This window comes from Streptomyces sp. NBC_00212 (genome assembly GCF_045206365.1).
In the GTDB taxonomy this organism is placed as follows: Bacteria; Actinomycetota; Actinomycetes; order Streptomycetales; family Streptomycetaceae; genus Streptomyces.
In genome coordinates this window covers 3,924,332-3,946,339 of record NZ_CP108115.1, presented here as the reverse complement: position 1 = coordinate 3,946,339, position 22,008 = coordinate 3,924,332, and the positions used below count along the sequence as shown (strand labels likewise).

21 protein-coding genes and 1 pseudogene are annotated in these 22,008 nt (G+C 71.8%); 13 read left to right on the top strand and 9 right to left on the bottom strand.

Annotated elements, in window-relative coordinates:
- Nucleotides 1-171: 171 nt before the first annotated feature.
- From OHA17_RS17980 to OHA17_RS17965, 4 genes are all read left to right on the top strand, one after another.
- Nucleotides 172-861: a copper homeostasis protein CutC gene (locus OHA17_RS17980; RefSeq protein WP_398880487.1), complete on the top strand. Its 690-nt coding sequence runs from the start codon at nt 172-174 to the stop codon at nt 859-861.
- Nucleotides 862-1,666: 805 nt separating this feature from the next.
- Nucleotides 1,667-2,653 carry a helix-turn-helix domain-containing protein gene (locus OHA17_RS17975; RefSeq protein WP_406507455.1) on the top strand — a complete coding sequence of 329 codons (987 nt, stop codon included), beginning with the start codon at nt 1,667-1,669 and terminating at the stop codon, nt 2,651-2,653.
- 100 nt (nt 2,654-2,753) lie between these two features.
- On the top strand, nt 2,754-3,365 hold the full coding sequence (locus tag OHA17_RS17970) for a hypothetical protein (RefSeq protein WP_406507454.1): 612 nt from the start codon (nt 2,754-2,756) through the stop codon (nt 3,363-3,365).
- Between the two features lie 119 nt (nt 3,366-3,484).
- Nucleotides 3,485-3,910 carry a hypothetical protein gene (locus OHA17_RS17965; RefSeq protein ID WP_406507453.1) on the top strand — a complete coding sequence of 142 codons (426 nt, stop codon included), beginning with the start codon at nt 3,485-3,487 and terminating at the stop codon, nt 3,908-3,910.
- A gap of 210 nt (nt 3,911-4,120) precedes the next feature.
- Here the strand turns inward: OHA17_RS17965 and OHA17_RS17960 are convergent, their stop codons facing one another.
- Nucleotides 4,121-4,552: an ATP-binding protein gene (locus OHA17_RS17960; RefSeq protein ID WP_406507452.1), complete on the bottom strand. Its 432-nt coding sequence runs from the start codon at nt 4,550-4,552 to the stop codon at nt 4,121-4,123.
- Between the two features lie 203 nt (nt 4,553-4,755).
- Here OHA17_RS17960 and OHA17_RS17955 point away from each other — a divergent pair, with 203 nt between their 5' ends.
- On the top strand, nt 4,756-5,592 hold the full coding sequence (locus OHA17_RS17955; RefSeq protein WP_406507451.1) for a Scr1 family TA system antitoxin-like transcriptional regulator: 837 nt from the start codon (nt 4,756-4,758) through the stop codon (nt 5,590-5,592).
- Nucleotides 5,589-5,957 carry a DUF397 domain-containing protein gene (locus OHA17_RS17950; protein WP_406507450.1) on the top strand — a complete coding sequence of 123 codons (369 nt, stop codon included), beginning with the start codon at nt 5,589-5,591 and terminating at the stop codon, nt 5,955-5,957. The genes OHA17_RS17955 and OHA17_RS17950 overlap by 4 nt, the downstream gene beginning before the upstream one ends.
- Nucleotides 5,958-6,000: 43 nt before the next feature.
- On the opposite strand, the gene OHA17_RS17945 is transcribed toward OHA17_RS17950, so the two are convergent.
- From OHA17_RS17945 to OHA17_RS17935, 3 genes are all read right to left on the bottom strand, one after another.
- The gene (locus OHA17_RS17945) at nt 6,001-6,285 is read right to left on the bottom strand and encodes a hypothetical protein (RefSeq protein ID WP_406507449.1); all 285 of its coding nucleotides are present in this window, start codon (nt 6,283-6,285) and stop codon (nt 6,001-6,003) included.
- Nucleotides 6,282-8,264 carry a HelD family protein gene (locus OHA17_RS17940; protein WP_406510750.1) on the bottom strand — a complete coding sequence of 661 codons (1,983 nt, stop codon included), beginning with the start codon at nt 8,262-8,264 and terminating at the stop codon, nt 6,282-6,284. Before OHA17_RS17940 ends, OHA17_RS17945 begins: the two co-directional genes overlap by 4 nt.
- A gap of 586 nt (nt 8,265-8,850) precedes the next feature.
- Nucleotides 8,851-9,750, bottom strand: coding sequence for a sigma-70 family RNA polymerase sigma factor (locus OHA17_RS17935; protein WP_406510749.1), 900 nt, complete (start codon nt 9,748-9,750; stop codon nt 8,851-8,853).
- 197 nt (nt 9,751-9,947) lie between these two features.
- Here OHA17_RS17935 and OHA17_RS17930 point away from each other — a divergent pair, with 197 nt between their 5' ends.
- From OHA17_RS17930 to OHA17_RS17920, 3 genes and pseudogenes are all read left to right on the top strand, one after another.
- Nucleotides 9,948-10,148 carry a hypothetical protein gene (locus OHA17_RS17930; RefSeq protein WP_406507448.1) on the top strand — a complete coding sequence of 67 codons (201 nt, stop codon included), beginning with the start codon at nt 9,948-9,950 and terminating at the stop codon, nt 10,146-10,148.
- A 66-nt stretch (nt 10,149-10,214) separates the two neighbouring features.
- Nucleotides 10,215-10,682 (top strand): annotated as a pseudogene (locus OHA17_RS17925) (glycosyltransferase 87 family protein); the annotation flags it as partial.
- Between the two features lie 97 nt (nt 10,683-10,779).
- The gene (locus tag OHA17_RS17920) at nt 10,780-11,178 is read left to right on the top strand and encodes a hypothetical protein (protein ID WP_406507447.1); all 399 of its coding nucleotides are present in this window, start codon (nt 10,780-10,782) and stop codon (nt 11,176-11,178) included.
- Here the strand turns inward: OHA17_RS17920 and OHA17_RS17915 are convergent.
- Complete coding sequence (locus OHA17_RS17915) at nt 11,136-12,779, bottom strand: DNA repair helicase XPB (protein WP_406507446.1); 1,644 nt, start codon at nt 12,777-12,779, stop codon at nt 11,136-11,138. The two genes, OHA17_RS17920 and OHA17_RS17915, sit on opposite strands and share 43 nt — an antisense overlap.
- Before the next feature lie 207 nt (nt 12,780-12,986).
- Here OHA17_RS17915 and OHA17_RS17910 point away from each other — a divergent pair, with 207 nt between their 5' ends.
- The 3 genes from OHA17_RS17910 (at nt 12,987) to OHA17_RS17900 (ending at nt 14,976) form a co-directional block, all read left to right on the top strand.
- Complete coding sequence (locus tag OHA17_RS17910; RefSeq protein WP_406507445.1) at nt 12,987-13,376, top strand: hypothetical protein; 390 nt, start codon at nt 12,987-12,989, stop codon at nt 13,374-13,376.
- A 132-nt stretch (nt 13,377-13,508) separates the two neighbouring features.
- Nucleotides 13,509-13,760 carry a hypothetical protein gene (locus OHA17_RS17905; protein WP_398877573.1) on the top strand — a complete coding sequence of 84 codons (252 nt, stop codon included), beginning with the start codon at nt 13,509-13,511 and terminating at the stop codon, nt 13,758-13,760.
- Between the two features lie 25 nt (nt 13,761-13,785).
- Nucleotides 13,786-14,976 carry an SPFH domain-containing protein gene (locus OHA17_RS17900; protein WP_406507444.1) on the top strand — a complete coding sequence of 397 codons (1,191 nt, stop codon included), beginning with the start codon at nt 13,786-13,788 and terminating at the stop codon, nt 14,974-14,976.
- Between the two features lie 301 nt (nt 14,977-15,277).
- On the opposite strand, the gene OHA17_RS17895 is transcribed toward OHA17_RS17900, so the two are convergent.
- Nucleotides 15,278-17,791, bottom strand: coding sequence for a helicase-associated domain-containing protein (locus tag OHA17_RS17895; protein WP_406507443.1), 2,514 nt, complete (start codon nt 17,789-17,791; stop codon nt 15,278-15,280).
- Between the two features lie 122 nt (nt 17,792-17,913).
- Between OHA17_RS17895 and OHA17_RS17890 the strand changes: the two genes are divergently transcribed.
- Nucleotides 17,914-18,957, top strand: a complete 1,044-nt coding sequence (locus OHA17_RS17890) for a hypothetical protein (RefSeq protein ID WP_406507442.1) — start codon at nt 17,914-17,916, stop codon at nt 18,955-18,957.
- A gap of 189 nt (nt 18,958-19,146) precedes the next feature.
- Here the strand turns inward: OHA17_RS17890 and OHA17_RS17885 are convergent, their stop codons facing one another.
- Genes OHA17_RS17885 through OHA17_RS17875 form a run of 3 tightly spaced genes read right to left on the bottom strand, consistent with a single transcriptional unit; the run spans nt 19,147 to nt 21,998 of the window.
- Entirely contained in the window at nt 19,147-20,106 is a 960-nt protein-coding gene (locus tag OHA17_RS17885) for an ABC transporter substrate-binding protein (protein WP_406507441.1), read from the bottom strand.
- The gene (locus OHA17_RS17880) at nt 20,103-20,933 is read right to left on the bottom strand and encodes an ABC transporter ATP-binding protein (RefSeq protein WP_406507440.1); all 831 of its coding nucleotides are present in this window, start codon (nt 20,931-20,933) and stop codon (nt 20,103-20,105) included. The genes OHA17_RS17885 and OHA17_RS17880 overlap by 4 nt, the downstream gene beginning before the upstream one ends.
- Nucleotides 20,934-21,998, bottom strand: a complete 1,065-nt coding sequence (locus OHA17_RS17875) for a FecCD family ABC transporter permease (protein WP_406507439.1) — start codon at nt 21,996-21,998, stop codon at nt 20,934-20,936. It abuts the gene before it with no gap.
- Between the last annotated feature and the right edge of the window lie 10 nt (nt 21,999-22,008).

The window sequence follows — 22,008 nt, the reverse complement described above, 5'->3', positions numbered from 1 at the left end:
GGGGTTGCCGGCGGCGGGGCGGGCCTCTGGTCCTGGACTTCCGGTGCGGCGGAAAGGCCCGTACGGCCGCGTTTACCGGCCACGTGGGCGGGCATTTCGCGGCGTAGGCTAGTCAATGGACTAGACCTATTTGGGCCGAGCCGGGCCCGGGTTACGGAGGAATGGGGTCAGATGAGCAACCGTGCACTGCTTGAGGTGATCGCGCTCGACGCGGAAGACGCCGTCGCGGCCCAGGCCGGCGGGGCGGACCGCCTGGAGCTGGTCACCGACATGGCGGCCGACGGGCTGACCCCGCCCCTGGAGACCTTCGCGGCGATCCGCGCGGCCGTCGACATCCCGCTGCGCGTGATGCTGCGGGCGGCGGACGGGTTCGCGGCGGGGGACGTCTCCGCGCTCGTACGTTCCGCGGAGGCGCTGCGGGCGGAGGGGGCGGAGGAATTCGTGCTCGGGTTCCTCGACGAGACCGGGGGGCCGGACATGGTGGCCGTACGGGCGCTGGCCTCCGCGCTCTCCGGGTGCCGCTGGACCTTCCACCGGGCCATCGACCGGGCGGCCTCCCGGGACGCCCTCCGCAAGGAGCTCTCGGGGGTGCCGGGCCTTGATACGTACCTGACCGCGGGATCCGGGCTGGGGGTCGACGACGGGCTGCCCGTTCTCCTGGCGGAGGCGGCGCGGCGGGGGGAGCCGGGGTACGAACCCCGGATCCTCGTGGGGGGCGGGCTGCGGCTGTCCCACCTGCCGGTGCTGCGCGCCGCGGGTATTGACGCGGTGCACATCGGCGGGGCGTCCCGTCCTGGCGGGTGGGCCGCCCCGGTGTCTTCGGCGGCGGTCGCGGAGTGGCGGGCGGCGCTCGACGCGTAGGGGGGTGCGGGGCGGCCTTCCGGCCCGGGGTCGGGCGGCCCTGGGGGCTTGGGGCTGGGCCCCGGCCCGCTTTCCCACCCGCCCGCCCGTGACGGGGGTGGGATGGCCCGGTCCGCCTGGGGCTCCGCCCCAGCCCCCGGGGGGGTTCGCCCACCCGCCCACCCGTTGCGCAGGGTTGAGAGCCCAAGCCCTGGGGCTCCGCCCCAGACCCCGAGGGGTTTGCCCACCCGCCCGCCCGTGACGGGGGTGGGGAGGATTGAGCCCTGGGGCTGCGCCCCAGACCCCCGCGGGGACTTCGTCCCCTGCACCCCTTTCGGGGGCTCCGCCCCGGACCCTGCGAGGGCTCCCGCCCCCGGACCCCCGCCGGGACTCCGTCCCCCGCACCCCTGCGAGGTCTTCGCCCCAGACCTCTGCGGGAGGGGGCTCCGCCCCCTGCACCCCGTTCGCGCCTCAAGGGCGCTTGTCCTCAAACTCCCCCAAGGCCTTAAGGGCCAGGGCCAGGGGGACCCCATGACGGGCTGAGGATGCCGGTGCCGGTGCCGGCCAGGGGCGACCCAGCTAGGGGCGCGGGGAACTGCGCGGCCAGCCGCGTACGGCCCGAGGGCGAAAGCGGGTTTGGGGGCGCGAGCCACCACGCGCGGTGCGCAGCCGGCCCGCTCACCCCCGGAGGGTCTAGGGAAGGGGCGGGGTGGGGGAATCCCCCGGCCCCCCAAATGGCGCTTCCCACCCCCCGGTTGAGACGGTGGACCACGCAACGAAACGCCTGGTCAGGGCGGTGCAAAGGCAGCGTGGAGGAGTCGCGGGGATGTTGTGCGAGGTTGTGTTCCGGACCGAGGATCTGCCAGGGGCGGACCGGTTCGACTTCTGGTGTGAGCGGATCGGACGTACCCACGCCCCGCTCGACTTCCACAGCGACCACGCCGCCGACTACCGGGCGCACCAGCGCGTCCTCGAACTCGGCGCAGTCCACATGTGGCCCACCACCCACCAGTCCCTCACCTACCGCCGGACCCCCAGGCTCATCCGCCAGTCCGACCCCGAGTCGTTCCACATCGGGATCCCTTTGAAGGGGAACAACCGAGTCGCCTTCGACGACCAGAAGGCGGTGTACGGGGCCCACACGATCGGAGTCTTCGACAGTTCCCGCCCCGTCGAAGTCACCTGCGCCAACGGGGCCGACCCGTTCCAGGGGATAGGGATCGAGGTCCCCAAGGCGCTGCTCCACCTCCCGCGACACAAGACGGACCAACTCTTCGCGCGAGCCATCCCCGGTACGGACGGAATGGGCGCCCTGCTCGTGCAGTTCGTCACTCGGCTCGCCGCCGACACCAGCGCCTATCAGCCCTGCGACGGCCCCCGGCTCGGGACCGTACTCGTCGATCTCCTCTCCGCCCTCTTCGCGCACACCCTCGACGCCGACCGCGCCCTGCCGCCCGAGACCCGTACCCGCGCCCTCGTCCACCGCATCCGCGCACACGTACAACGCAACCTGCACGACCCGCAGTTGACGCCCACCACCATCGCCGCCGCGCACCACATCTCGACCAGCTATCTGCACCGGCTCTTCCAGGGCGAGGACGAGACCGTCGCAGCCTGGATACGCCGTCAGCGGCTGGAGCGGGCCTGTCGTGATCTCGCCGATCCGTCCCTGTGCGCCACCCCCATCCACTCGATCGCCGCCCGCTGGGGCTTCACCCGGGCCGCCGATTTCACGCGGGCCTTCCGGGGCGCGTACGGCCTGCCGCCCAAGGATTTCCGCCACCAGGCGCTCCGCGCGGCCACCGTGCACTGATCGCGAAGAACTGTGAACCCTGTGCGAACGACTTCCCCCGCCCCCTCCGGCAGGCTGAAACCAAGCAGGTCATGACACAACACAGGGGGATTCCTTGCAGGTGCGACGTAGTGCTCTGGCCATCGTCACCGCCACCACGCTCGGACTCGGCGTCCTGGCCGGCACGGCCCACGCCGACAGCCACCAGTCCGCCAACAACACCAACACCAACACGAACACCAGCACCAGCACCAGCACCGATATTCACGCCCAGAACGGGGCCGTCACCTTCGCCGCCCAAGTTGCCAAGGTCGATGCCAAGACCGGCAAGCAGGCCGGGGCCCACACCGTCCTGTGCGAGTGGACCGGCAACTCCAAGTGGACCGCGGGCGACCCCACCGAGGTCACCGCCACCGCCGGGTTCTACTGCGCCGCCGTCGGGCCCGACGGGCCGATGATCACGGGCGAGATCCGGGCCCGCCTGCTCGACGGCAAGAACAACAGCGCCGTAGCCGAGGGCAAGTGGAGCTTCATCAACGCCATCGACCCGACGCCGACGACCAACGAGGTGACCAAGAAGGTCAAGCGGACGCGCAGCCTGTACGTCCAGAACGAGATGCACGGCGCCTTCATGACCCCGGGCTGGGTCTGGACCCAGCTGCCCAAGGGCTGCTCCGGGGCCGCCACCCCGAACGTCGTCTGCAAGGTCAACTACGCCAAGTTCACCGTCTGATGGGCCCAAGGACGGAACAAACGGCGGAACAAGCGGCCGGACAAACGCCCGAACAAACGGAGACGCAAACGCTGGGGCAAGCGATGGAGCCGATGAACGGGCGGAAGAAAGTGCGGGGTATGAAGAAGTCCCGGGTTGCCGTGCTCGCGGGGATGGTGGGGCTCGTGGTCCTGCTCGACTCGCCGATGGCCATGGCCGCGGAGTGGCAGGGGAAGATGATCGACGTCCGGACGGGCTTCGAGTCCCGTACTTGGACGTCGCATTACAGCGGCTCCAAGGCCAGCTTCCAGGAGTGCCACTCCAAGGGCAACGGGCCCCACAAGAACACCGTGACCATCTCGATGTGGGAGAACGTGCCGTTCTGGCCGGACCACCGGATCGGGGCCCCGGCCGTGCTGAGCGAGTGCTTCAAGGGCGGCAACCACACCTCGTCCTTCGACCGGAAGATCCCGGCGGGTACCAAGGTCTACCTGCGGGTCGACCAGGTCAATGGCGAGGCCAAGGGCGACACGGTGAGCATCTTCTCGGTCGCCGTCTCTTCGTAGCAGCCCCGACGCCGCTACGTCTTCGAGCGCTTCGGCGGCGTCGGCGGCCTTCAACGGCTTTCGACGGCCGGTCCCGCACCGGTGGGGCTGTTCCTCGTGTGGGGAGGCGTCGGCCACGAAGAGGTCCACGGGGGTGGTCTTTTCGTGGCCGGCGCCGCGGGGCGCAGGCGGGCGCCGACGCGGCCCGGGTGCCCGGGGTCGAGGCGCTCCTCACCAAGGCGCTCGTACGAAATCGCCTGCGCTGATTGCCAGTTGGGCCCACACCGTCTTCAGCGGGGGTGGGCCTTCCGTCGTGCCCCAGTGGTCGGCGAACCCCTGGACGACGAGCAGGCCGCGCCCCGATTCGGAGTCGTCGGGCGCGCCGACGGCCACCACCGGCAGCGCCTTGTCCGCGCGGGTGTCGGTCACCTCGATGCGCAGTACGCCGTCCTCGCGCAGCAGCAGCCCCAGCTCGAAGCCGCGTCCGGACACGTACGCGTGCAGCACCGCGTTCGCGGCCAGCTCCGCCACGATCAGTGCCGCCGTGTCGGAGGCCTCGCTGCCGTGCGGGACGCCCCACGCGTCCAGCTGCCCCTGCGCCAGCCTCCGCGCCAGAACAGCTGCCCGCCGCGTCGACGCGAACCGCCTTCTGAACACACGCACGGTAGCCGGAAGTTGACGGGCTCTTGCTTCGGTTTCGAGGTGCATGCGACCACCGTGGCGGGGGTGGAACTCCCGCGACCAGGCATCCGCTGCGTACGCTCAGCGAGCGTACGCGCACGTGCTGTAGACGGTACGTACCCTGTGCCGTAACTCTGGGTGAGTTGCGAACGCGGGGCGATCCGTTCACCGGGAGGTGGCCGCCGATGGCATGGGACCACGAAGCACACGATGGGGAACCCGACTCCTCCGACAGTCTGCGGACGTTCGGCGCGGTCGTCCAGGCCCTGCGCGAACACGCCGGCCTCAGCCGCGAGGACCTGGCGGCGCTGGTCGGCTACTCCAAACACACGGTCGCGTCGGTGGAGTTGGGGCGCCGCATGGCCTACCCCGACTTCATCGAGGGCACGGAGGCGGCCACGGGCAACACGGGGGCGCTGAAGAAGGCGGCCCGCTATTTGAGCAGGGAGCCGGGCCTGGCGTCCTGGTTCCGCAAGTGGGCCCTCCTGGAGCGGGAGGCGATCAGCCTGTACACGTACGAGTCCCGGCTGGTGCCGGGGCTGCTTCAGACGGAGGCGTACGCCCGGGTGCTGTTCAGCGAGCGCCTGCCGTCTCTGACCGACGAGCAACTGGAGTCTCAGGTGGCGGCCCGCCTGGAACGACAGAAGCTGCTGACCGAGCGGCCGAACACCTCGTACAGCTTCATCGTCGAGGAGCACGTCTTCCTGCGGCGTACGGGTGGGCCGGAGGTGACCCGCGAGCTCATCGAGCATGTACTGGCATGCGTCAAGCCTCGCAACGTGCAGTTCCAGATTCTGCCGATGAAGCGGGACGTTCACTCTGCGATGGACGGCCCCATCCGACTGCTGGAGACGCCCGGCAATAGGTGGTTCGGCTATTGCGAGGGGCAGGAGAGCGGCCAGTTCATCTCCGATCCCAAAGTGATCAGCACGCTACATATGCGGTATGCGAAACTGCGTTCACAGGCCATCACCTACGAGGAATCCGTAGGACTGTTGGAGCAACTGCGAGGAGCGCTATGAGCACTACCGCACTCGACTGGTTCAAGAGCAGCTACAGCGGAAGCTCCGGTGACGACTGCATAGAAGTGGCTCTCGACTGGCGCAAGTCGACGTACAGCAGCGGATCCGGCGACAGTTGCGTCGAGGTCGCTCACTCCTGGCGGAAGGCCACGTACAGCAGTGGCTCTGGCGACGACTGCGTAGAAGTAGCCGAATGCTGGAGCAAGTCCAGCTACAGCAGTGCCGAAGGCGACGACTGCGTGGAGGTGGCCACCTGCCCCACCACCATCCACATCCGCGACTCCAAGAACAAAACCGGCCCTCAGCTCACCCTCTCTCCCACCGCCTGGGGCGACTTCGTCGCCTTCGCCGGCGGGCGGGGCTGACGCTCGCGGTTCGTTACGTACGCCGACCCAAGTGCCAGCAGGGTCAAGGCAGTTGAGGCGAGGGGAACCATCTGTCGCCCAGCGCCGCTATGGCCGCGCCGCCCGTGACGCCCGCTGCCGCTATGCCCAGGTAGAGCGCGGTGGAGTTGAGGGACAGGAGCAGGGTGAGGCGGGATTGGTCGCCGCCGGTCGCGCCGAGGACGTCGCGGTTGGTGAGCGGCGCGAGCCGGGTGCGCAGGGAGACGGCGGGCGCGGGCGCCGGGAGGTCGCGCAGTTCCCCTCGCCCCTGTACGTCGCCCCCCCGTGCTGCCAGTCGCCCCCGCGTCACCCGGCCAGTTGCCGCGGCAGCGGGGCCGCGTGGACGACGGTCAGGCCCGAGACCGCTCGGGTCAGGGCCACGTACAGGCGGCGCAGGCCCGTGCGTTCGTCGGGCTCGCCGTCCACCACCGCGGCCGGCTCGTCCAGGACCACGTAGTCGTACTCCAGGCCCTTCGCCAGCGAGGCCGGGACCAGGGTCAGGCGGGACTCGGCCGTCGTCTCCTCGCCCGGGGCCAGGTAGGGGAGGTTCGCGGCTTCAAGTGCCGCCGCCAGTACGGGAATTCGGGCATCCGCCGCGATCAGGCCGATCGAGCCCTCGTGGGACAGGGACTCCACGCAGGCCGCCACCACGTCCGCGTCCAGGCCCCCCGCCTCGCGCACCTCTCGTACGTCCAGCGAGCCCGGCGTCTCACGTACCGACTCCACCGCCGCCAGGCCGGGGGAGATCGACGGGAGCAGTTTCGAGGCGTACGCGATGACCTCGCGCGGCACGCGGAAGCCCGCCGTCAGCTCCTCGACCACCGCCTCGCCCTTGCCGAGATGACGCAGCGCCTCGGCCCAACTCGCCGTCGCCCAGGGCGTGGTGCCCTGCGCGAGGTCCCCGAGCACGGTCGCCGAACCGGTCGTGCAGCGGCGGCCCACCGCGCGGTACTGCATGGGGGAGAGGTCCTGCGCCTCGTCGAGTACGACGTGGCCGAGCGAGTGGGTGCGGGCGACCAGGTCGTTCGCCTCGTCGATGAGGACCGCGTCCGCCGCCGTCCACTTCGCCGACTTCACGCTGCGGGCGGGCTTGGGGGAGGTGATCGTCTTCTGCTCGTCGGCCGTGAGGACGCCTTCGGCGTGCGCCGCCAGGAAATCGGGGTCGTTGAGGAGCCGCAGAACCAGCTTCGCCGGGTCGACCGGGGGCCAGATCTCCTTCACGGCCGCCTTCACGGCGGTGTTGCGGGCCACCGCGTCCTGTACCCGGTCGTCGGGCGCCTCGCCCGCCTGCTCCATCCGTACGAGAACCGTGTGCGCGATCCGCTGCGGCAGGGCCTCGCGGGCGGCACCGTAACGGATGTCCCGGTCTCTCAACTCCTCGACGATCTCGGCGAGTTCGTACGCCGGGACCCGCCAGCGGCGCGAACCGCGCACCACCACGAGGGGCTCGGTCGGGGTGCTGACGTGCGACCAGACGGCCCTGCGGAGCACCTCGGCCATGCGGGCGTAGCCCTTGACGGTGGCCGACCCGGCTTCGTCGGTGCCGCGCACCTCGACGCCCGTCGTCACCAGGTCGTCTACCGTCGCCTGCTTCACCTCCAACTCACCCAGCGCGGGGAGGACTTGCTCGATGTAGTGCAGGAACGACTTGTTCGGGCCGATGACCAGGGTGCCGGTGCGGGCGAGGCGGTCCCGGTGGGCGTAGAGCAGGTACGCGACCCGGTGCAGGCCGACGGCGGTCTTTCCCGTGCCGGGACCGCCCTGCACGCAGACGCTGCCGCTCAGGCCGGACCTGACGATCTCGTCCTGCTCGGGCTGGATGGTGGCGACGATGTCGCGCATGGGGCCGACACGGGGGCGCTCGATCTCCGCCTGGAGCAGCTTGCTCGTGGTGGCGGCCTCGGTGGGGTCGGTGAGGTGCTCGTCCTCGTACGCCGTCAGGTCGCCGCCCGTGTAGCCGAAGCGGCGGCGCAGCCCGATGTCCATCGGGTCCTTCTTCGAGGCGCGGTAGAACGGCTGTGAGACGGGGGCGCGCCAGTCGATGACCATCGGGTCGCCGTCGGCGTCGTGGACGTGCCGGCGTCCGATGTAGAACTGCTCTCCCTCGGCCCCTTCGGCCAGGTCCGCGCCGGGGGCGTGCAGGTAATTGAGGCGGCCGAAGAAGAGGGGGGTGTGGGAGAGGTCCGCGAGGGCCTTGATGCGGTCGTCGATCTGGCGCTGGAGGACGGCGGCGTTGACCCAGTTCGCGGTGACGTCCTTGATGTCGAGGTTCTCGACGTCTTCGCGCATCGCGCGGAGGGCTGCGCGGGAGCGGGTCAGGTGGGTGCGCTCGTGGTGCAGGGGGTTCTGGGGGACTTGAGGGTCTTGGGGGGCGGGGGGTTCGGGGTCGTGCGTCTGCACGGGGTGCCTCCGGCGGTTTGGCGGAGGGGGGATTTTAGGTGCGGGGTGGGGTGGGGGGCCAATGGTTTTCCCCCACCCCGCCCCTTCCCGAGACCCTCCGGGGGTGACTGACTCGGGTGCGGCCCGGTGGCTGCTGGGGCTGCGCCCCAGACCCCTGCGGGGACTTCGTCCCCTGCACCCCTGCTTCGGGGGCTCCGCCCCCGGACCCCCGTTCGCGCCTTAAGGGCGCTCGTCCTCAATCGCCGGACAGGCTGAAGATGCCCATGCGGGCCAGCACAGATCCCGCTAGGGGCGCGGGGAACTGCGCGACCAGCCACGCACGGTCCGCAGCCGACCGACTGCATAGCCAGTCCTCACCCCCGGAGGGTCTCGGGAAGGGGCGGGGAGGGGCCATCGGGGGCTGGGGCGGAGCCCCAGCGCACCCCGCTGAACCTGCGCCCCGCCCCGCCGCAGCCCCCCCCAGGGCCGGGGCCGGTCACCCCGTCAGGAACGACACGTCCAGCTCTGCCATCCGCTTCGGGTCCGCCAGGATGTTCAGCTCTGTGATCCGGCCGTCCTCGCCCAGCGTGAAGGACAGGAGCGAGAACGCCCTCCCGTCCTTCGCCGCCACGATGCCCGGCATGCCGTTGACGAGCACCGGCTGGTTGAGGGCCGCGAACTTGCGGAAGGTGTAGGCCTGTTCGGCCACCACCCGCGCCCCCCGCACCAGCTTCGTCGCCGGCAGCGCCCCCGCATCCGCCCGCAGCAGAACGTCCGGGTCGAGGAGCGCGAGGAGGGCCTCGAAGTCGCCCCCTCGCGCGGCCGAGATGAACGCGTCCACCACCTCGCGCTGCCGGGCGCGGTCCGCCGACGGCGACGGCGCCCGGCCCTGCACCCGCCGCCGCGCCCGGCTCGCCAGCTGACGCGTCGCCGCCGGCGTCTTGTCCACGATCGGCGCGATGTCCTCGAACGGCACCGCGAACATGTCGTGCAGGACGAAGGACAGGCGTTCGGCGGGAGTCAGGGTCTCCAGGACCACCATCAGCGCCAGGCCCACCGAGTCCGCGAGCAGCACCTCCTGCTCCGGGTCCACCACGTCCACCGGGCCCACGATCGGGTCCGGCACGTGGACGTACTCGTACTCCTCCACGTCCAGCGCCGCCTCCCGCCGCGTGCTCCGCGACCGCAGCATGTTCAGGCAGATCCGGCCGACGATCGTGGTCAGCCAGCCACCCAGGTTGTCGACCGCGCCGCTGTCCGCGCGGCTGGCCCGCAGCCAGCCCTCCTGGACGGCGTCCTCGGCCTCGCTGAGCGAACCGAGCATCCGGTACGCCACCGCACGCAGATGCCCGCGGTGCTCCTCGAAGCGCTGCGCGAGGTATTCGTCGTCGTCCATCTCTGGCATGTCTCGTCATTCCTCCGTCGCGTGGTGGCACTGCTCTGACAAGGGGGAGGGGGTCGATGTGACAGCTGGGTGGAGATCGGCGCTCCTACCCGTAGGGGACGGGGTCGGACCAGAGGACTACACGGGGGGTGAGGAGGTTCAGCCCCGGGAGCGATGTGCCTGGGTTGTCCGGAATCCATCATGGAGATATGAGTACAGCGACCTTCAACCCAGCCCCCTCGGCCCGCCCCAACGTCTCCAAGGGCGCCACCGCCTCGGGCGCCGCGCCTCACCGTACCCACATGATCGGCAACGCGGTCCGTGCCGCCAAGGTCCTCGCCGGTGCCGCGTTCAGCGTCGTCGTCATGGGGGAGTACGCGGAGGAGGCAGGCGTCCACCGCCGGAACTGAGCCCTGACGGCCCTGACGGGTACGGCTTCCGTGCGCTGATCACCTGTCCGGCTAGGGTCACTTCGCGTGACCGATCGTTCACTGCGCGCCGCTGGCTGGGTTCTTCTCGCCGCTTCACTCGCCGTACTTGCCGCGCTCTGCCTCGCGCTGCGGATTCCCATGGCGGACGCCCTGGTCTACCGGGCGGAGGGTGCGGCCGTCACGAACGGCACCTCCTTGTACGGGTTCACCGTCACCGCGTGGCGACTGCCCGCCACCTACCCCCCGTTCGCGGCCCTGCTCTTCGGACAGGTCAACCTCGCGCTCGCCTGCCTCGTACTCTGGGATTTCTCCCGGCCGGCGGGCGCCTTCGGCAAGGGGGTCGCGGTCGGCATCGCCGCCGGGATCAAGATCACGCCGTTGTTCTTCGTGCTGCACTCGCTGGTGCGCGGGTGTCGGCGGGAGGCCGTCGCCGCGGCCACCGGGTTTGCGGCCACCGTCTTGCTCGGGGCGCTCGTACTGCCTTGTGCCGGCGTCGAGTTCTGGACGCGGCGGCTCTTCGAGACCGGGCGGGTAGGCAAGGCCTGGATCGTCGACAACCAGTCACTGCGGGGATGCTCGCGCGGCTGCTGCACACCGCCGAGCCCGGGGTGTGTGGGCCCTCGCGGCGGCCGGTGTCGGTGCGGCCGGGCTGTGGACCGCCCGGCACTGCGACGAACGCCGGGCCCTGCTCGTCAGCGCCCTCACCGCGCTGCTGATCTCGCCCATCAGCTGGTCGCACCACTGGGTGTGGTGCGTCCCGCTCATCGCGTTCCTCGTCGCCGAGGGGCGGCCGCGTACGGCCGCAGCCCTCGCCCTCGTCTTCACCGCCCGCAGCCTCCGGCTCGTACCGCACGCAGGCGATGTGGGCCTTCAACTGCCGCTCTGGCAGCAGCAGTTGGCCTCCCCCTGCGCGCTGGTGGGGCTGGCCGTGGTGGCCCTGCAAGCCGGGGTTGTCGTGGCCAACTCTCAGTTGTCCGCCAGGAGTTCGTCCGCGTCCATGATCCGGTAGGCGTAGCCCTGTTCGGCCAGGAAGCGCTGGCGGTGGGCCGCGAAGTCCTGGTCGATGGTGTCGCGGGCGACCACCGAGTAGAAGTGGGCCATGTGGCCGTCCGCCTTCGGGCGCAGGACCCGGCCCAGGCGCTGGGCCTCCTCCTGCCGGGAGCCGAACGTGCCCGACACCTGGATGGCGACGGTCGCCTCGGGAAGGTCGATCGAGAAGTTGGCGACCTTGGACACGACGAGAACGGAGATCTCCCCTTCCCTGAACGCGCCGAACAGCTTCTCGCGCTGGGCGTTGGTGGTCTCGCCCTTGATCACGGGCGCGTTCAAGTGCTCGCCCAGCTCGTCGAGTTGGTCGATGTACTGGCCGATGACGAGGATCTGCTGGCCCGCGAACTTCCGTACCAGCGCCTCCGTGACCTTCCGCTTCGTCGCGGTCGTCGCGCAGAAGCGGTACTTCTCCTCGGTCTCGGCGGTCGCGTACGCGAGGCGCTCGGCGTCCGTCAGATTGACCCGGACCTCGACGCAGTCGGCGGGCGCGATGTAGCCCTGCGCCTCGATCTCCTTCCACGGCGCGTCGAAGCGCTTGGGCCCGATGAGCGAGAAGACGTCCGACTCGCGGCCGTCCTCACGGACCAGCGTCGCGGTCAGACCGAGCCGCCTGCGCGCCTGCAGATCGGCGGTGAACTTGAAGACCGGCGCGGGCAGCAGGTGCACCTCGTCGTAGACGATCAGGCCCCAGTCCCGCGAGTCGAACAGCTCCAGGTGCGCGTACACGCCCTTACGGCGGGTGGTGAGGACCTGGTACGTCGCGATCGTGACCGGGCGGATCTCCTTCTTCGTGCCGCTGTACTCGCCGATCTCGTCCTCGGTCAGACTCGTCCGCTTCACCAGCTCGTGCTTCCACTGGCGGGCCGAGACCGTGTTGGTGACCAGGATCAGCGTGGTCGCCTTCGCCTCGGCCATCGCCCCGGCCCCTACCAGCGTCTTTCCGGCGCCGCAGGGCAGCACGACCACGCCGCTGCCGCCGTGCCAGAAGCCCTCGACGGCCTGCTTCTGGTACGGGCGCAGCGCCCAGCCGTCCTCGGCGAGCTCGATGGGGTGCGCCTCGCCGTCGACGTACCCGGCGAGGTCCTCGGCCGGCCACCCCAGCTTCAGCAGGGTCTGCTTGATCTGGCCGCGCTCGGAGGGGTGCACGGCGACCGTGTCCGCGTCGATGCGGGCGCCGACCAGCGGGGTGACCTTCTTGGAGCGCAGGATCTCTTCGAGTACGGGCCGGTCGGTCGAGGTCAGGACGAGGCCGTGGGTGGGGTGCTTGCTCAGGGTGAGCCGGCCGTAGCGGGCCATCGTCTCGGCGATGTCGACGAGCAGGGCGTGTGGGACGGGGTAGCGCGAGTACTCGACCAGCGCGTCCACGACCTGCTCAGCGTCGTGCCCGGCCGCCCGCGCGTTCCACAGGCCCAGCGGCGTCACCCGGTAGGTGTGGATGTGCTCGGGGGCCCGCTCCAGCTCCGCGAAGGGCGCGATGGCGCGACGGCAGGCGTCGGCCTGCTCGTGGTCGACCTCCAGGAGCAGGGTCTTGTCGCTCTGGACGATGAGTGGTCCGGTCACCTGGGGCATGTCCCTTCCGACGGATGGCCCGCCGGGCAGGGCGGGCAAACTTCCAGTCTGCCGTATCGGCGGCTTCGGTGGGTCGTGCATGGGGGTGCGCGGGTGCGGGCACCTGGTGCCGGCGGTGAGTACGAGGGCTCGCGGATGAGTACCGGATGAGTATGCGGACGGTGCCCGTGGGGCGGGTGCGGGCGGTGGGATGGGGGCATGACGACGCAGTGGAACCCTTACGCGTACCGGGGGCAGGCGGCTCCCGGGTGGCTCCCGCTCAAGACGGACGGGCCGGACGCCCGGTGGTGGGTGGCGCCTTCCGTCTGCACACTGGCTCTGGTGCTGTCCGCGTGGATCGACCTCTCGGTGCTGTCGGGGTTCGGGGCGAGGCCCGGCTGGGCGACGGTCGCGGTCTACGCGGTGCCGGGCGCGCTGATCGCCACGAGCTGGCTGCTTCCGCACCGGCGGACCCTGCGGCCGGCGCGGATCGGGCTCGGGGCGGGCGGTGTGGCGCTGGCCTTCGTCCTCACGAAGATCTTCGCCATGGCCATCATGATCGTGTTCCTCTGCGTGGCCCTGATGTTCGGCTGGAACCTGCACGACTAGGCGGGCCGAACCCCAGGTCACGGCGGGGAACGGGGCCTGAGGCCCAACACGGGGAGGCCCGAGGATAGGCGGCTGATCCCGGCAGGTCTAAGGTCTGGAATCCAGGACCAGAACGATGGGGGGCGCCAGGCCGTGGATCAGGACGATGCCGTCATCGGCTGCCCCGGAGTGCTGCTCGTCGCCACCCGTGGAACCGCCGGACCCGGCGAGGTCGTGGTGAGCGTACGAGGCGGCACAGAGGCCTTCCTCGCCTGGTCGGAGGAACCCCTGCCGAAGGGGGCGACCGTGCTCGTGATCGGATCCCGTGGCACCCGCCAGGTGGACGTCATCGAGTGGGCCGATCCGTTGGAAGCGTTGGGCGGCTCTCCCGCCGACGCCGGCTAGACGTTTCGTTTCTAAGGAGACAAGGATGTTCGGTTACCGGGTGCCCGCCCCCGACGAGGCGATGCTGATCTCGGGTGGCAGGCGCGGTCTCGGGGGCGCACCGTTCCGCGTAGTGACCGGCCACGGCAAGTTCGTCCTGCCGATTTTCCGCAAGACCCGCTTCCTCACGCTGTCGATGTGCGAGGCCGAGGTCACCGAGACCTGCGTGACCAAGCAGGGCATCGCGCTGCACGTGCGTGCAGTGATCGCGTTCAAGGTCGGCAACGACAACGAGTCCATCGTGAACGCGGGCCAGCGCTTCCTGTCCGACCAGGACCAGATGTCGGTCCTGACCGGCCGGATCTTCGCCGGTCACCTGCGGTCCATCATCGGCTCGATGACCGTCGAGGAGATCGTCACCGAGCGGCAGAAGCTCGCGGCGGAGGTCCTGGAGACCTCGAAGACCGAGATGGCGAAGATCGGTCTGATCGTCGACTCACTGCAGATCCAGTCCATCGACGACGGCGAGGTCGGCTACATCGACGCGATGTCCGCGCCGCACAAGGCCGCCATCCAGCGGGCCGCCCAGATCGCCCAGGCGCAGGCCACCCAGGCCTCGGTCGAGGCCGAGCAGGTCGCGGCGCGCAACCAGGCGGAGTACGCGCGGCAGACCGCGGTCGTGAAGGCCGAGTACTCGGCGGAGGTCGACCGCGCGCAGGCGCAGGCCGCCCAGGCCGGTCCGCTCGCCCAGGCCCACGCCCAGCAGGAGGTGCTCCTCGCGCAGACCGAACTGGCCCAGCGCGCCGCCGAGCTCCGCCAGCAGCAACTCGTCGCCGAGATCGTCAAGCCGGCCCAGGCCGAGGCCGAGCGCATCAAGGTGCTCGCGATCGCCGAGGCCGAGCGCATGAAGATCCAGGCGGAGGCCGCGGCCTCGTACGACCGCGTCGCGCTCGACCGGATGCTGATCGACCAGCTGCCGCAGATCGTGAAGGAGGCGGCGGGGGGTCTCGCGGGGGCGAACGTCAATGTGCTGAACGGGGCGGACGGGCTCGGCGAGATCGCGGCCGGTCTGGTGGGCCAGGGTCTGACGATCCTGGACTCTGTCCGGCAGAACCTGAGCGGTTCGGGCGAGCCGCGCCCGGACTCCCGGAGCGGGGCTCAGCTGTCCCTGCCGGGTCTGCTGTCCGGCAAGGCCGGCCCGGAGGGCAAGGGGGACGGGCCGGTCGACATCGACTAGCCGCCACTGCGGGGGTGTTGGGTGCGGTGCGGGCTGCCTCGGGCTGCGTGCCCCGAACCCCTGACGGCCGTCAGTCTGCGGGCCGGTGGGGGCTGGTCGCGCAGTTCCCCGCGCCCCTAGCAGGGCTGATCCTGGCCCGCATCGGGGCATTTCAGCCCGTCCGGCGTTTGAGGACGAGCGCCCTTCAGGCGCGAACGGGGTCTGGGGCGGAGCCCCAGAAGCACCTTCACCCCCGGCGGGTTTCGGGAAGGGGTGGGGTGGGGCCTCCCGGGGTCTGGGGCGGAGCCCTAGGGCAGGGGCCTCACGCCGGGTCGTCGGCGAGTTCTGCTACGCCTGTGATGCGGTGGAGCGGATACGTGCGGACCTCGTCCGCCGTGTGGTCGTACGCGGTCACGAACCCGCCCTCCACCCGCACGGGTGCGATGACCCGCTGACTGGCCGTCCCCTCCGCGTTCACGTACCCGATCCACAGCGCCGACCCCGTCATCGCCGCCGCCTGCACCGTCGCCAGGGTCTCCGCGGACGACGTGCGCGGCAGGGAGCCGTCCGTGCGCGCGGCCTCCGGCTCCTTGCGTACGACCGTCGCCGCCGTGTCGCCGGCCCGGATCGCCCGTACCGCCGCGTCGAGCAGTGTCCCGTCGGGCAGCGGCGGGCCGTCCGGGACCGGCACGGGCGCCGCGCGGCGCGGGGTGCGGCGGGAGTCGGCGCGGGTGATCAGGACGTCGCCCTCGGCGGACTCGGCGGCCGGCGCGTATCCCATGGAGCGCAGCCCGTCGAGCAGCGCGGCCGGCTCGGCCGTGGTGGCCAGGACGGTCGGGGCGAGGCGGCGGAGCCGAAGGGGCTGGCTGCGTTTGTCGGCGAGGATCTCGCCCAGCATCGCCTCGTCGTCGCAGCGTACGTACGCCGAAGCGGCGCCCACCCGAAGGTGGCCGTGCCTGCGGGCCACGTCGTCGATGAGGTAGCTGAGCGGTTGCGGGACCGGCGTACGGCTGTGCTCGGTCAGGAAGGCTTGCAGGTCGGAGGCGGTCTGGCCGGCGTCGAGGGCGCGCCGCACCGAGCCCGCGGTGAAGCGGTAGACGGTGGCGCCGCCCTTGGACTCGATGTCGGCGAGCACCCCGAGCATCGCCGCGAGCGGGCGCCTGAGCGGGCCGGGTGCGACCGCCGTCAGGTCCGCCTGGAGCAGGACGTGGTCGACGGGCTCGGGCAGATGCGGGGCCAGCGCCTTCGCGGCCAGCCCACCGAGCGCGCCGCGTTCGACGGCACCGACTGCCGGGGTCAGCAGCGTACGGCCGTGGGTGGTCAGCGCGCCCCGGCCGGTCACGCCCAGCAACTCGGCCTCGGACAGCGTCCACCCGGCGAGCCGCGAGCGCAGGTCGTCGGGGCCGCTGCGGGCCGGGCGCTCCCAGCGGAGGCGGGCGAGCAGCGACTCGGGGTCCGGCGAGGTGGCGTCGGGCAGGGTGGCGAGCAGGGCGAGGACGCGGTGGCGGACTTCGGGCGCGGGGGAGCGGTCGAGGTCGGGGCCGAGCGCCGAGAGGGTGCGGCCCTTGGTGTCCTGCTCGCCGACGAGCCCGGCGGTACGGGTCGCGGTCAGCCAGGCCACCGCGAGCCGGGCCCACCGCTCGGCGGGCGGCAGCTCCAGCCAGTCGTCGTACTCGGGGGTCGGCGCATAGCGCTCGTCCGCCTCGCCGTCGGACGCCAACAGGCCTGCCGCATAAGCGAGTTCGAGCCAGAATGCGGCGGTCGGCTCGGTGGTGTCGAGGGTGGTCGCGGCGCGCTTGAGGTCGCGTACGGACAGGCCGCCCGCGCGCAGCACGGCCGGGCCGCCCTCGTTCCACTCGGCGAGCAGGTCCTCGACGGTGGTCAGTGCCATGAACGCCTGGCCGGCGGCGGTCGCGTCCACAACCTGTGGACGGTATTCGCGCAGCGGCGCCACGGCGGGCGGCACCGGCTCGGTGGTGCGGTGCGCGCGCCCGGCGCGCAGGTGCAGGGCGACCTCGCGCGGCAGCACCAGGGTGCGCGCGGAGGCCGGAAGGAGCAGGCCGTGGTCGCGCAGCCAGCGCACCGGCGGCGGCGGATCGGCGGACACCTCGCCGTACGGCGGGCCCCACACCAGGCGGTCGAGGACGGTGAGCGCGTCGGAGGGCGCGGAGTCGAGCAGCTCCGTCATCCTCGCGCGGTCGGTGAACAGCGAGGTCAGCGCGGCCACCGCGGACACGGGGTCGTGCGTGGCCGGGAGCCCGGCGGCCCGGAGGATCTCCTGGACGCGGCCGGGCGACATCCCCGCGGTCGCCTCGGCGACGGTCGGGCCGAGGCCGGTCGGGGAGGGGTGCGTGGGGGAGGGGGCGAGCAGTTCGCGGGCGGTGCGCACCAGGCGCAGCCGGTCGTCGCCGCCCCAGACCAGGGCCTGCTCGCGCAGCGCGGCGAGCGCGCCGGGCAGCGCGGCCTCGACCTCCGGATCGCCGTCGTCCCCGGCGAGCAGGCTGCGTACGGCGTCGTACGGGGCCGGGTCCGGGGCCACCGCGAGGACCTGGGCGGTCTGCAGGGCGAAGCTGTCCAGCCGCTCAAGGGCCCGTACGACCGATGCGCGGGTGCCGGCGCGGGTGGCCAGCTGGGTGAGGTCGCCCGGTACCGGGCTGAGCAGGTCGGGGCGGGTCCGCAGGAGCGCGGCGAGGGACTCGTCGGGGCGGGAGCGCAGGGACTCGGCGAGGGTGCGGGGTGCCGAGGCGGCGGTGCCGGGTGCCGTGGCAGCCCTGTTCGTCGCGCCGGTCGTTCCTTCGGGCACGTGCGCCTCCTGATTGCGCTCGCCGGTCCCCATCCGCCCCACGGTAGCCCGTGCGCGCTACCGTCAGGACCCAGAGCCGGTGTCCGAAACGCGACCGGACCGGCGGACGCGGCCGTCGGGTGGCCGCGGGCGGGGTCCGCGGAGGGGAAACGCGCGTGGGGATCGAGAGCGACCAGCTGGTCTACGACTACCTGAGCCGGGTCGGCGACCTGGCCCAGCAGCGGCAACTGCCCTCCGGGGACCGGATGCGCCTGGTGTCGTCGCTGCGCAACGAGATCGACAAGCAGCGGGCGAAGTTCGGGAGCGAGACCCCGGCGACGGTACGGCGTGTTCTCGGGCGGTTCGGGACGCCGGAGGAGGTCGTGGCGCGGGTTGCCGCCGGCTCGGGGGCGGATCTCGGCTCCGGCTCGGGGCCGGGCTCCGGCTCCGGCGGGTCGTACGTTGCGGAGCCCGCGCCGGATGTGGCCGTGCCGGTTCAGCGGGACCGATTGTTCCCCGGGCGGGGCAAACGCGTCCCGCGTCCGCGCTCGCTCGAACCGGACGCGGCGCCGCCCACGCTGCCGGCGCCGCCGCATCTGGCGGGCCTGGACGAGCTGGGCACGCAGGGCGTCGAGCCCGACTGGTGGCGGGTCGAGCCGGGCCCGCCGGGGGGCGGCGCGGGCGACTTCGTGGCCGGATTCGTGGGCGGGGTGGAGATCCCGGAGATCCTCAAGCCGCCGGGGGAGGGCGAGGAGGAGCCCGTCGAGTCGGCCGAGGAGGCGGACGGGGCCGAGGACGTCGAGGCCGACGATGTGGTGGTGGACGCTCCGGTGCGGCGCCGCCGCCTGGGCCTGCGCCGCTCGGCCGCCGAGGCACGCCCCGGCCTGACGAACCCCCTCCTGCTCATCGCGGCGGCGCTGCTCGTGGCGGGCGCGCTGTTCGGCCTGTGGCTGGCGCTGGGGGCGGGCTGGCTCCTCGCGTACGCGTCCCGCAGGCTGAGCCGGGCGGAGTCGAAGTGGGCGGTCCTGGGCATGCCGGGCCTGACCCTGCTCGGCGGCCTGATCTGGCTCTGGGGCCGCCAGGACGGCCGCTGGGGCGCGCCGATCGCCCAGGGCGAGATGGGGGAGGCCCTGACGGGAATGTGGCCGTGGCTGATCAGGGTGGCGGCGCTGTCGTCGGCGGGGTTCTTGGTGTGGCGGTCCCAGAGGGGCAAGCGCTGAGGGGTGCGCCTGGTGGGGGTGCGCCGGGGCTCCGCCCCAGGCCCCGGTTGGCCCCTCCCCGCCCCTTCCCGCAACCCTCCGGGGGTGGGGACTGGTTGTGTAGTCGATCGGCTGCGGACCGTGCGTGGCCGGTCGCGCAGTTCCCCGCGCCCCTGGCAGCATGCGGAAGGGGCATCCCGAGCCCGCCCACTACCGCGGCAGCATCTCGCCCAGCTCCCGCAGGATCACGGTCGCCGCCCCGTACCCGATGCCCTGGATCCACAGCTGGTCGTCCACCGCGTGGACCCGGCCCGCCCGCACCGCGGACATCCCCTTCCACAACGCGCTGCCCAGTGTCTGCGTCGCCTTCGACTTCGCCGGGTCGCCGTACGTCGCGTGGAAGATGACGTCCGCCTCCGCGAGGTCGATCCGCTCGGGGCTCACGTCGTACGAGAAGCCGTCCTTCGCCTTGTCGACGATGGCGGGGCGCCCCAGGCCCACGTCCGCGAGCACCGTCGCGATGTAGTTCTTGCGGCCGTAGATCCGGATGTCCGCGCCCTCGACGAAGCGGACGACGTTGACCTTCAGCGCCGCCGCCTTGGCCGGCCCGCCGAGCCGGGCCGTCAACTCCCGTACCCGCGCGCCGTATTCGTCCGTGACCTGCTTCGCCTCGGCCACCTTGCCCAGCGCGAGGGCGTGCAGCTGGAAGTTCTGCTTCCAGGGGTAGCCCGTGGACTCCGTCATCACCGTCGGCGCGATCTTCGACAGTTCCGCGTACTTGTCGCCGTGCCGCACCTTGCTGGTCAGGATCAGGTCGGGCTTGAGTGCCGCGATGGACTCCAGGCTGGGGCTCATCACCGCGCCGACGTCCTTGATCCCGGCCACCTTGTCCTTGGGGAGGTAGTCGAGGAACCCGGAGCCCGCGTCGGCGTGCGCCGCGCCCACCGGCCGCACGCCCAGCGTGATCGCCGAGTCGAGTTCCGCCGTGTCCAGAACGACGACCCGTTGAGGGTGATCCTTGACCCTTACGTCCCCCATCGCCGTCTTGACGAGGTGCGAACTGCCGCCCTTGGGGGGCGAGTTGGGCGTGCCGGACGAGCATGCGGTCGCCGTCAGGGCACTCGTCAGGGTCAGCGCTCCCGCCAGCACGGCGCGGCGAGGGATCGTCATCGGGGGATCCTCTCCGAAGGGGGCGAGCAGTCCGAAGGGGGCGAGTAGGGGGCGCCGGGCACCACCAGGGGCGAGCCTGTCACCGGGTCCGGGACGACCACCGAGTCCAGGCCGAACACCTCACGTACGAGATCCGCCGTCACCACGTCCTCGGGGCGGCCCTCGGCGACGATCCGCCCCGCCTTCATCGCCACGAGGTGGTCGGCGTACCGCGCGGCCTGGTTGAGATCGTGCAGCACCATCACCACCGTACGGCCCCGCTCGTGGTTCAACTGCCGTACCAGATCCATTACTTCGACCTGGTGGGAGATGTCCAGATACGTGGTCGGTTCGTCGAGGAGGAGTACGTCGGTCTCCTGGGCGAGCGCCATCGCGATCCACACCCGCTGGCGCTGGCCGCCGGAGAGTTCGTCGACCGGGCGGTCGGCGAGGCCCGCCACGTCCGTACGCTCCATCGCGTCCGTGACCGCCCGCTCGTCCGCCTCCGACCACTGCTGCCACCAGTGCTGATGCGGCTGGCGCCCGCGCGAGACCAGGTCGGCCACGGTGATCGCCTCGGGCGCGACGGGCGACTGCGGGAGCAGCCCGATCGACTGGGCGATCCTCTTGGTGGGGATGCGCGCCAGCTCCGTACCGTCGAGCAGGACCGCGCCGCCGCGCGGCTTCAGCAGGCGCCCGAGGGCTCGCAGCGTCGTGGACTTGCCGCATGCGTTCGGGCCGACGATGACGCTCACCCGCCCGTCCGGCACCGCGAGGTCGAGGCCGTGCACGACGGTGCGGTCCTCGTAGGCGAGGGTCAGCTCGCGGGCCGTCAGCCGGCTGGCCATCTACTTTCCTCCAGTCGTACGGCTGCGCACGATCAGCCAGATCAGGTACGGGGCGCCGATCACCGCGGTGAGCACGCCCACCGGCAGCTCGGTCGGCGAGAACAGCTTCCGGGCCAGCAGATCGGCCAGGACCACGATCACCGCACCCGTCAACGCCGAGCAGAACAAGGGTATTTGGGCCGTCCGCGTCATCCGGCGGGCGATCTGCGGGGCGAGCAGCGCGACGAAGTCGACAGGACCCGCCGCGCCCGTCGCCACGGAGGCGAGGACCACGCCGGTGACGACCAGGCCGAGCCGCACCCGGCCGAGCCGTACGCCGAGCGCGGTCGCGGTGTCGTCGTCGAGGGAGACCGTGCGCTGCGCGCGGGCCGCCCACAGCACGGCCGGCACGAGCGCGAGCTCCACCAAGCCGAGCGGCGCCGCCTCCTCCCAGCCGCGCCCGTTGAGCGAGCCCGTCATCCAGATCTGCGCCTGCTGGGCGACCAGGTAGTCGCCCTTGGTCATGAACAGCGTGGTGATCGAGCGAAGGGCGATCGCGAAGCCGATGCCGATCAGCACGAAGCGCGTCGCGTGCAGCCCGCCGCGCCAGGCGAAGACGTACACCAGGGCCGCCGCCAGGACCCCGCCGACGACGGACAGGTAGGGCAGCACGGTGTACGAGGTGACGCCGAACGTCATCGCGCCGACCGTCAGCGCCGAGGCGCCCTGGCTGATGCCGATGATGTCGGGGCTGGCGAGCGGGTTGCGCGCGACGGTCTGGATCAGCCCGCCCGCGATGCCGAACGCGGCGCCGACCATCAGGCCCACCACCATGCGCGGCAGCCGCAGCGTGCCGACGACGAGCTCGGCGTACGAGTCCCGGCCGGTCAGCACCTTGAGCACGTCACCGGGCGCCACGAAGCTCTCGCCCACGCAGAGGTAGGCCACGCAGAGTGCGGCGAGGAGGACGAGGAGGGACACGCCCACCGCCGCCGCCCTGCGGTGCAGGAGGAAGGCGGCTCGTCCCGCCCGTACGACGGTGTAGCCCGCGGGGCGCACCCGTACGGCTGCCGTTGCGGAACTCATGCCGGGACCG

Bases quoted from the DNA above. Each gene is read 5' to 3' on its own strand.
- OHA17_RS17975 (WP_406507455.1), top strand. From the start codon at position 1,667: ATGTTGTGCGAGGTTGTGTTCCGGACCGAGGATCTGCCAGGGGCGGAC.
- OHA17_RS17885 (WP_406507441.1), bottom strand. From the start codon at position 20,106: ATGACGATCCCTCGCCGCGCCGTGCTGGCGGGAGCGCTGACCCTGACG.
- OHA17_RS17940 (WP_406510750.1), bottom strand. From the start codon at position 8,264: ATGCGCGAAGACGTCGAGAACCTCGACATCAAGGACGTCACCGCGAAC.
- OHA17_RS17955 (WP_406507451.1), top strand. From the start codon at position 4,756: ATGGCATGGGACCACGAAGCACACGATGGGGAACCCGACTCCTCCGAC.
- OHA17_RS17880 (WP_406507440.1), bottom strand. From the start codon at position 20,933: ATGGCCAGCCGGCTGACGGCCCGCGAGCTGACCCTCGCCTACGAGGAC.
- OHA17_RS17935 (WP_406510749.1), bottom strand. From the start codon at position 9,750: ATGGACGACGACGAATACCTCGCGCAGCGCTTCGAGGAGCACCGCGGG.
- OHA17_RS17980 (WP_398880487.1), top strand. From the start codon at position 172: ATGAGCAACCGTGCACTGCTTGAGGTGATCGCGCTCGACGCGGAAGAC.
- OHA17_RS17950 (WP_406507450.1), top strand. From the start codon at position 5,589: ATGAGCACTACCGCACTCGACTGGTTCAAGAGCAGCTACAGCGGAAGC.
- OHA17_RS17965 (WP_406507453.1), top strand. From the start codon at position 3,485: ATGAAGAAGTCCCGGGTTGCCGTGCTCGCGGGGATGGTGGGGCTCGTG.
- OHA17_RS17910 (WP_406507445.1), top strand. From the start codon at position 12,987: ATGACGACGCAGTGGAACCCTTACGCGTACCGGGGGCAGGCGGCTCCC.
- OHA17_RS17875 (WP_406507439.1), bottom strand. From the start codon at position 21,998: ATGAGTTCCGCAACGGCAGCCGTACGGGTGCGCCCCGCGGGCTACACC.
- OHA17_RS17900 (WP_406507444.1), top strand. From the start codon at position 13,786: ATGTTCGGTTACCGGGTGCCCGCCCCCGACGAGGCGATGCTGATCTCG.
- OHA17_RS17930 (WP_406507448.1), top strand. From the start codon at position 9,948: ATGAGTACAGCGACCTTCAACCCAGCCCCCTCGGCCCGCCCCAACGTC.
- OHA17_RS17895 (WP_406507443.1), bottom strand. From the start codon at position 17,791: ATGGGGACCGGCGAGCGCAATCAGGAGGCGCACGTGCCCGAAGGAACG.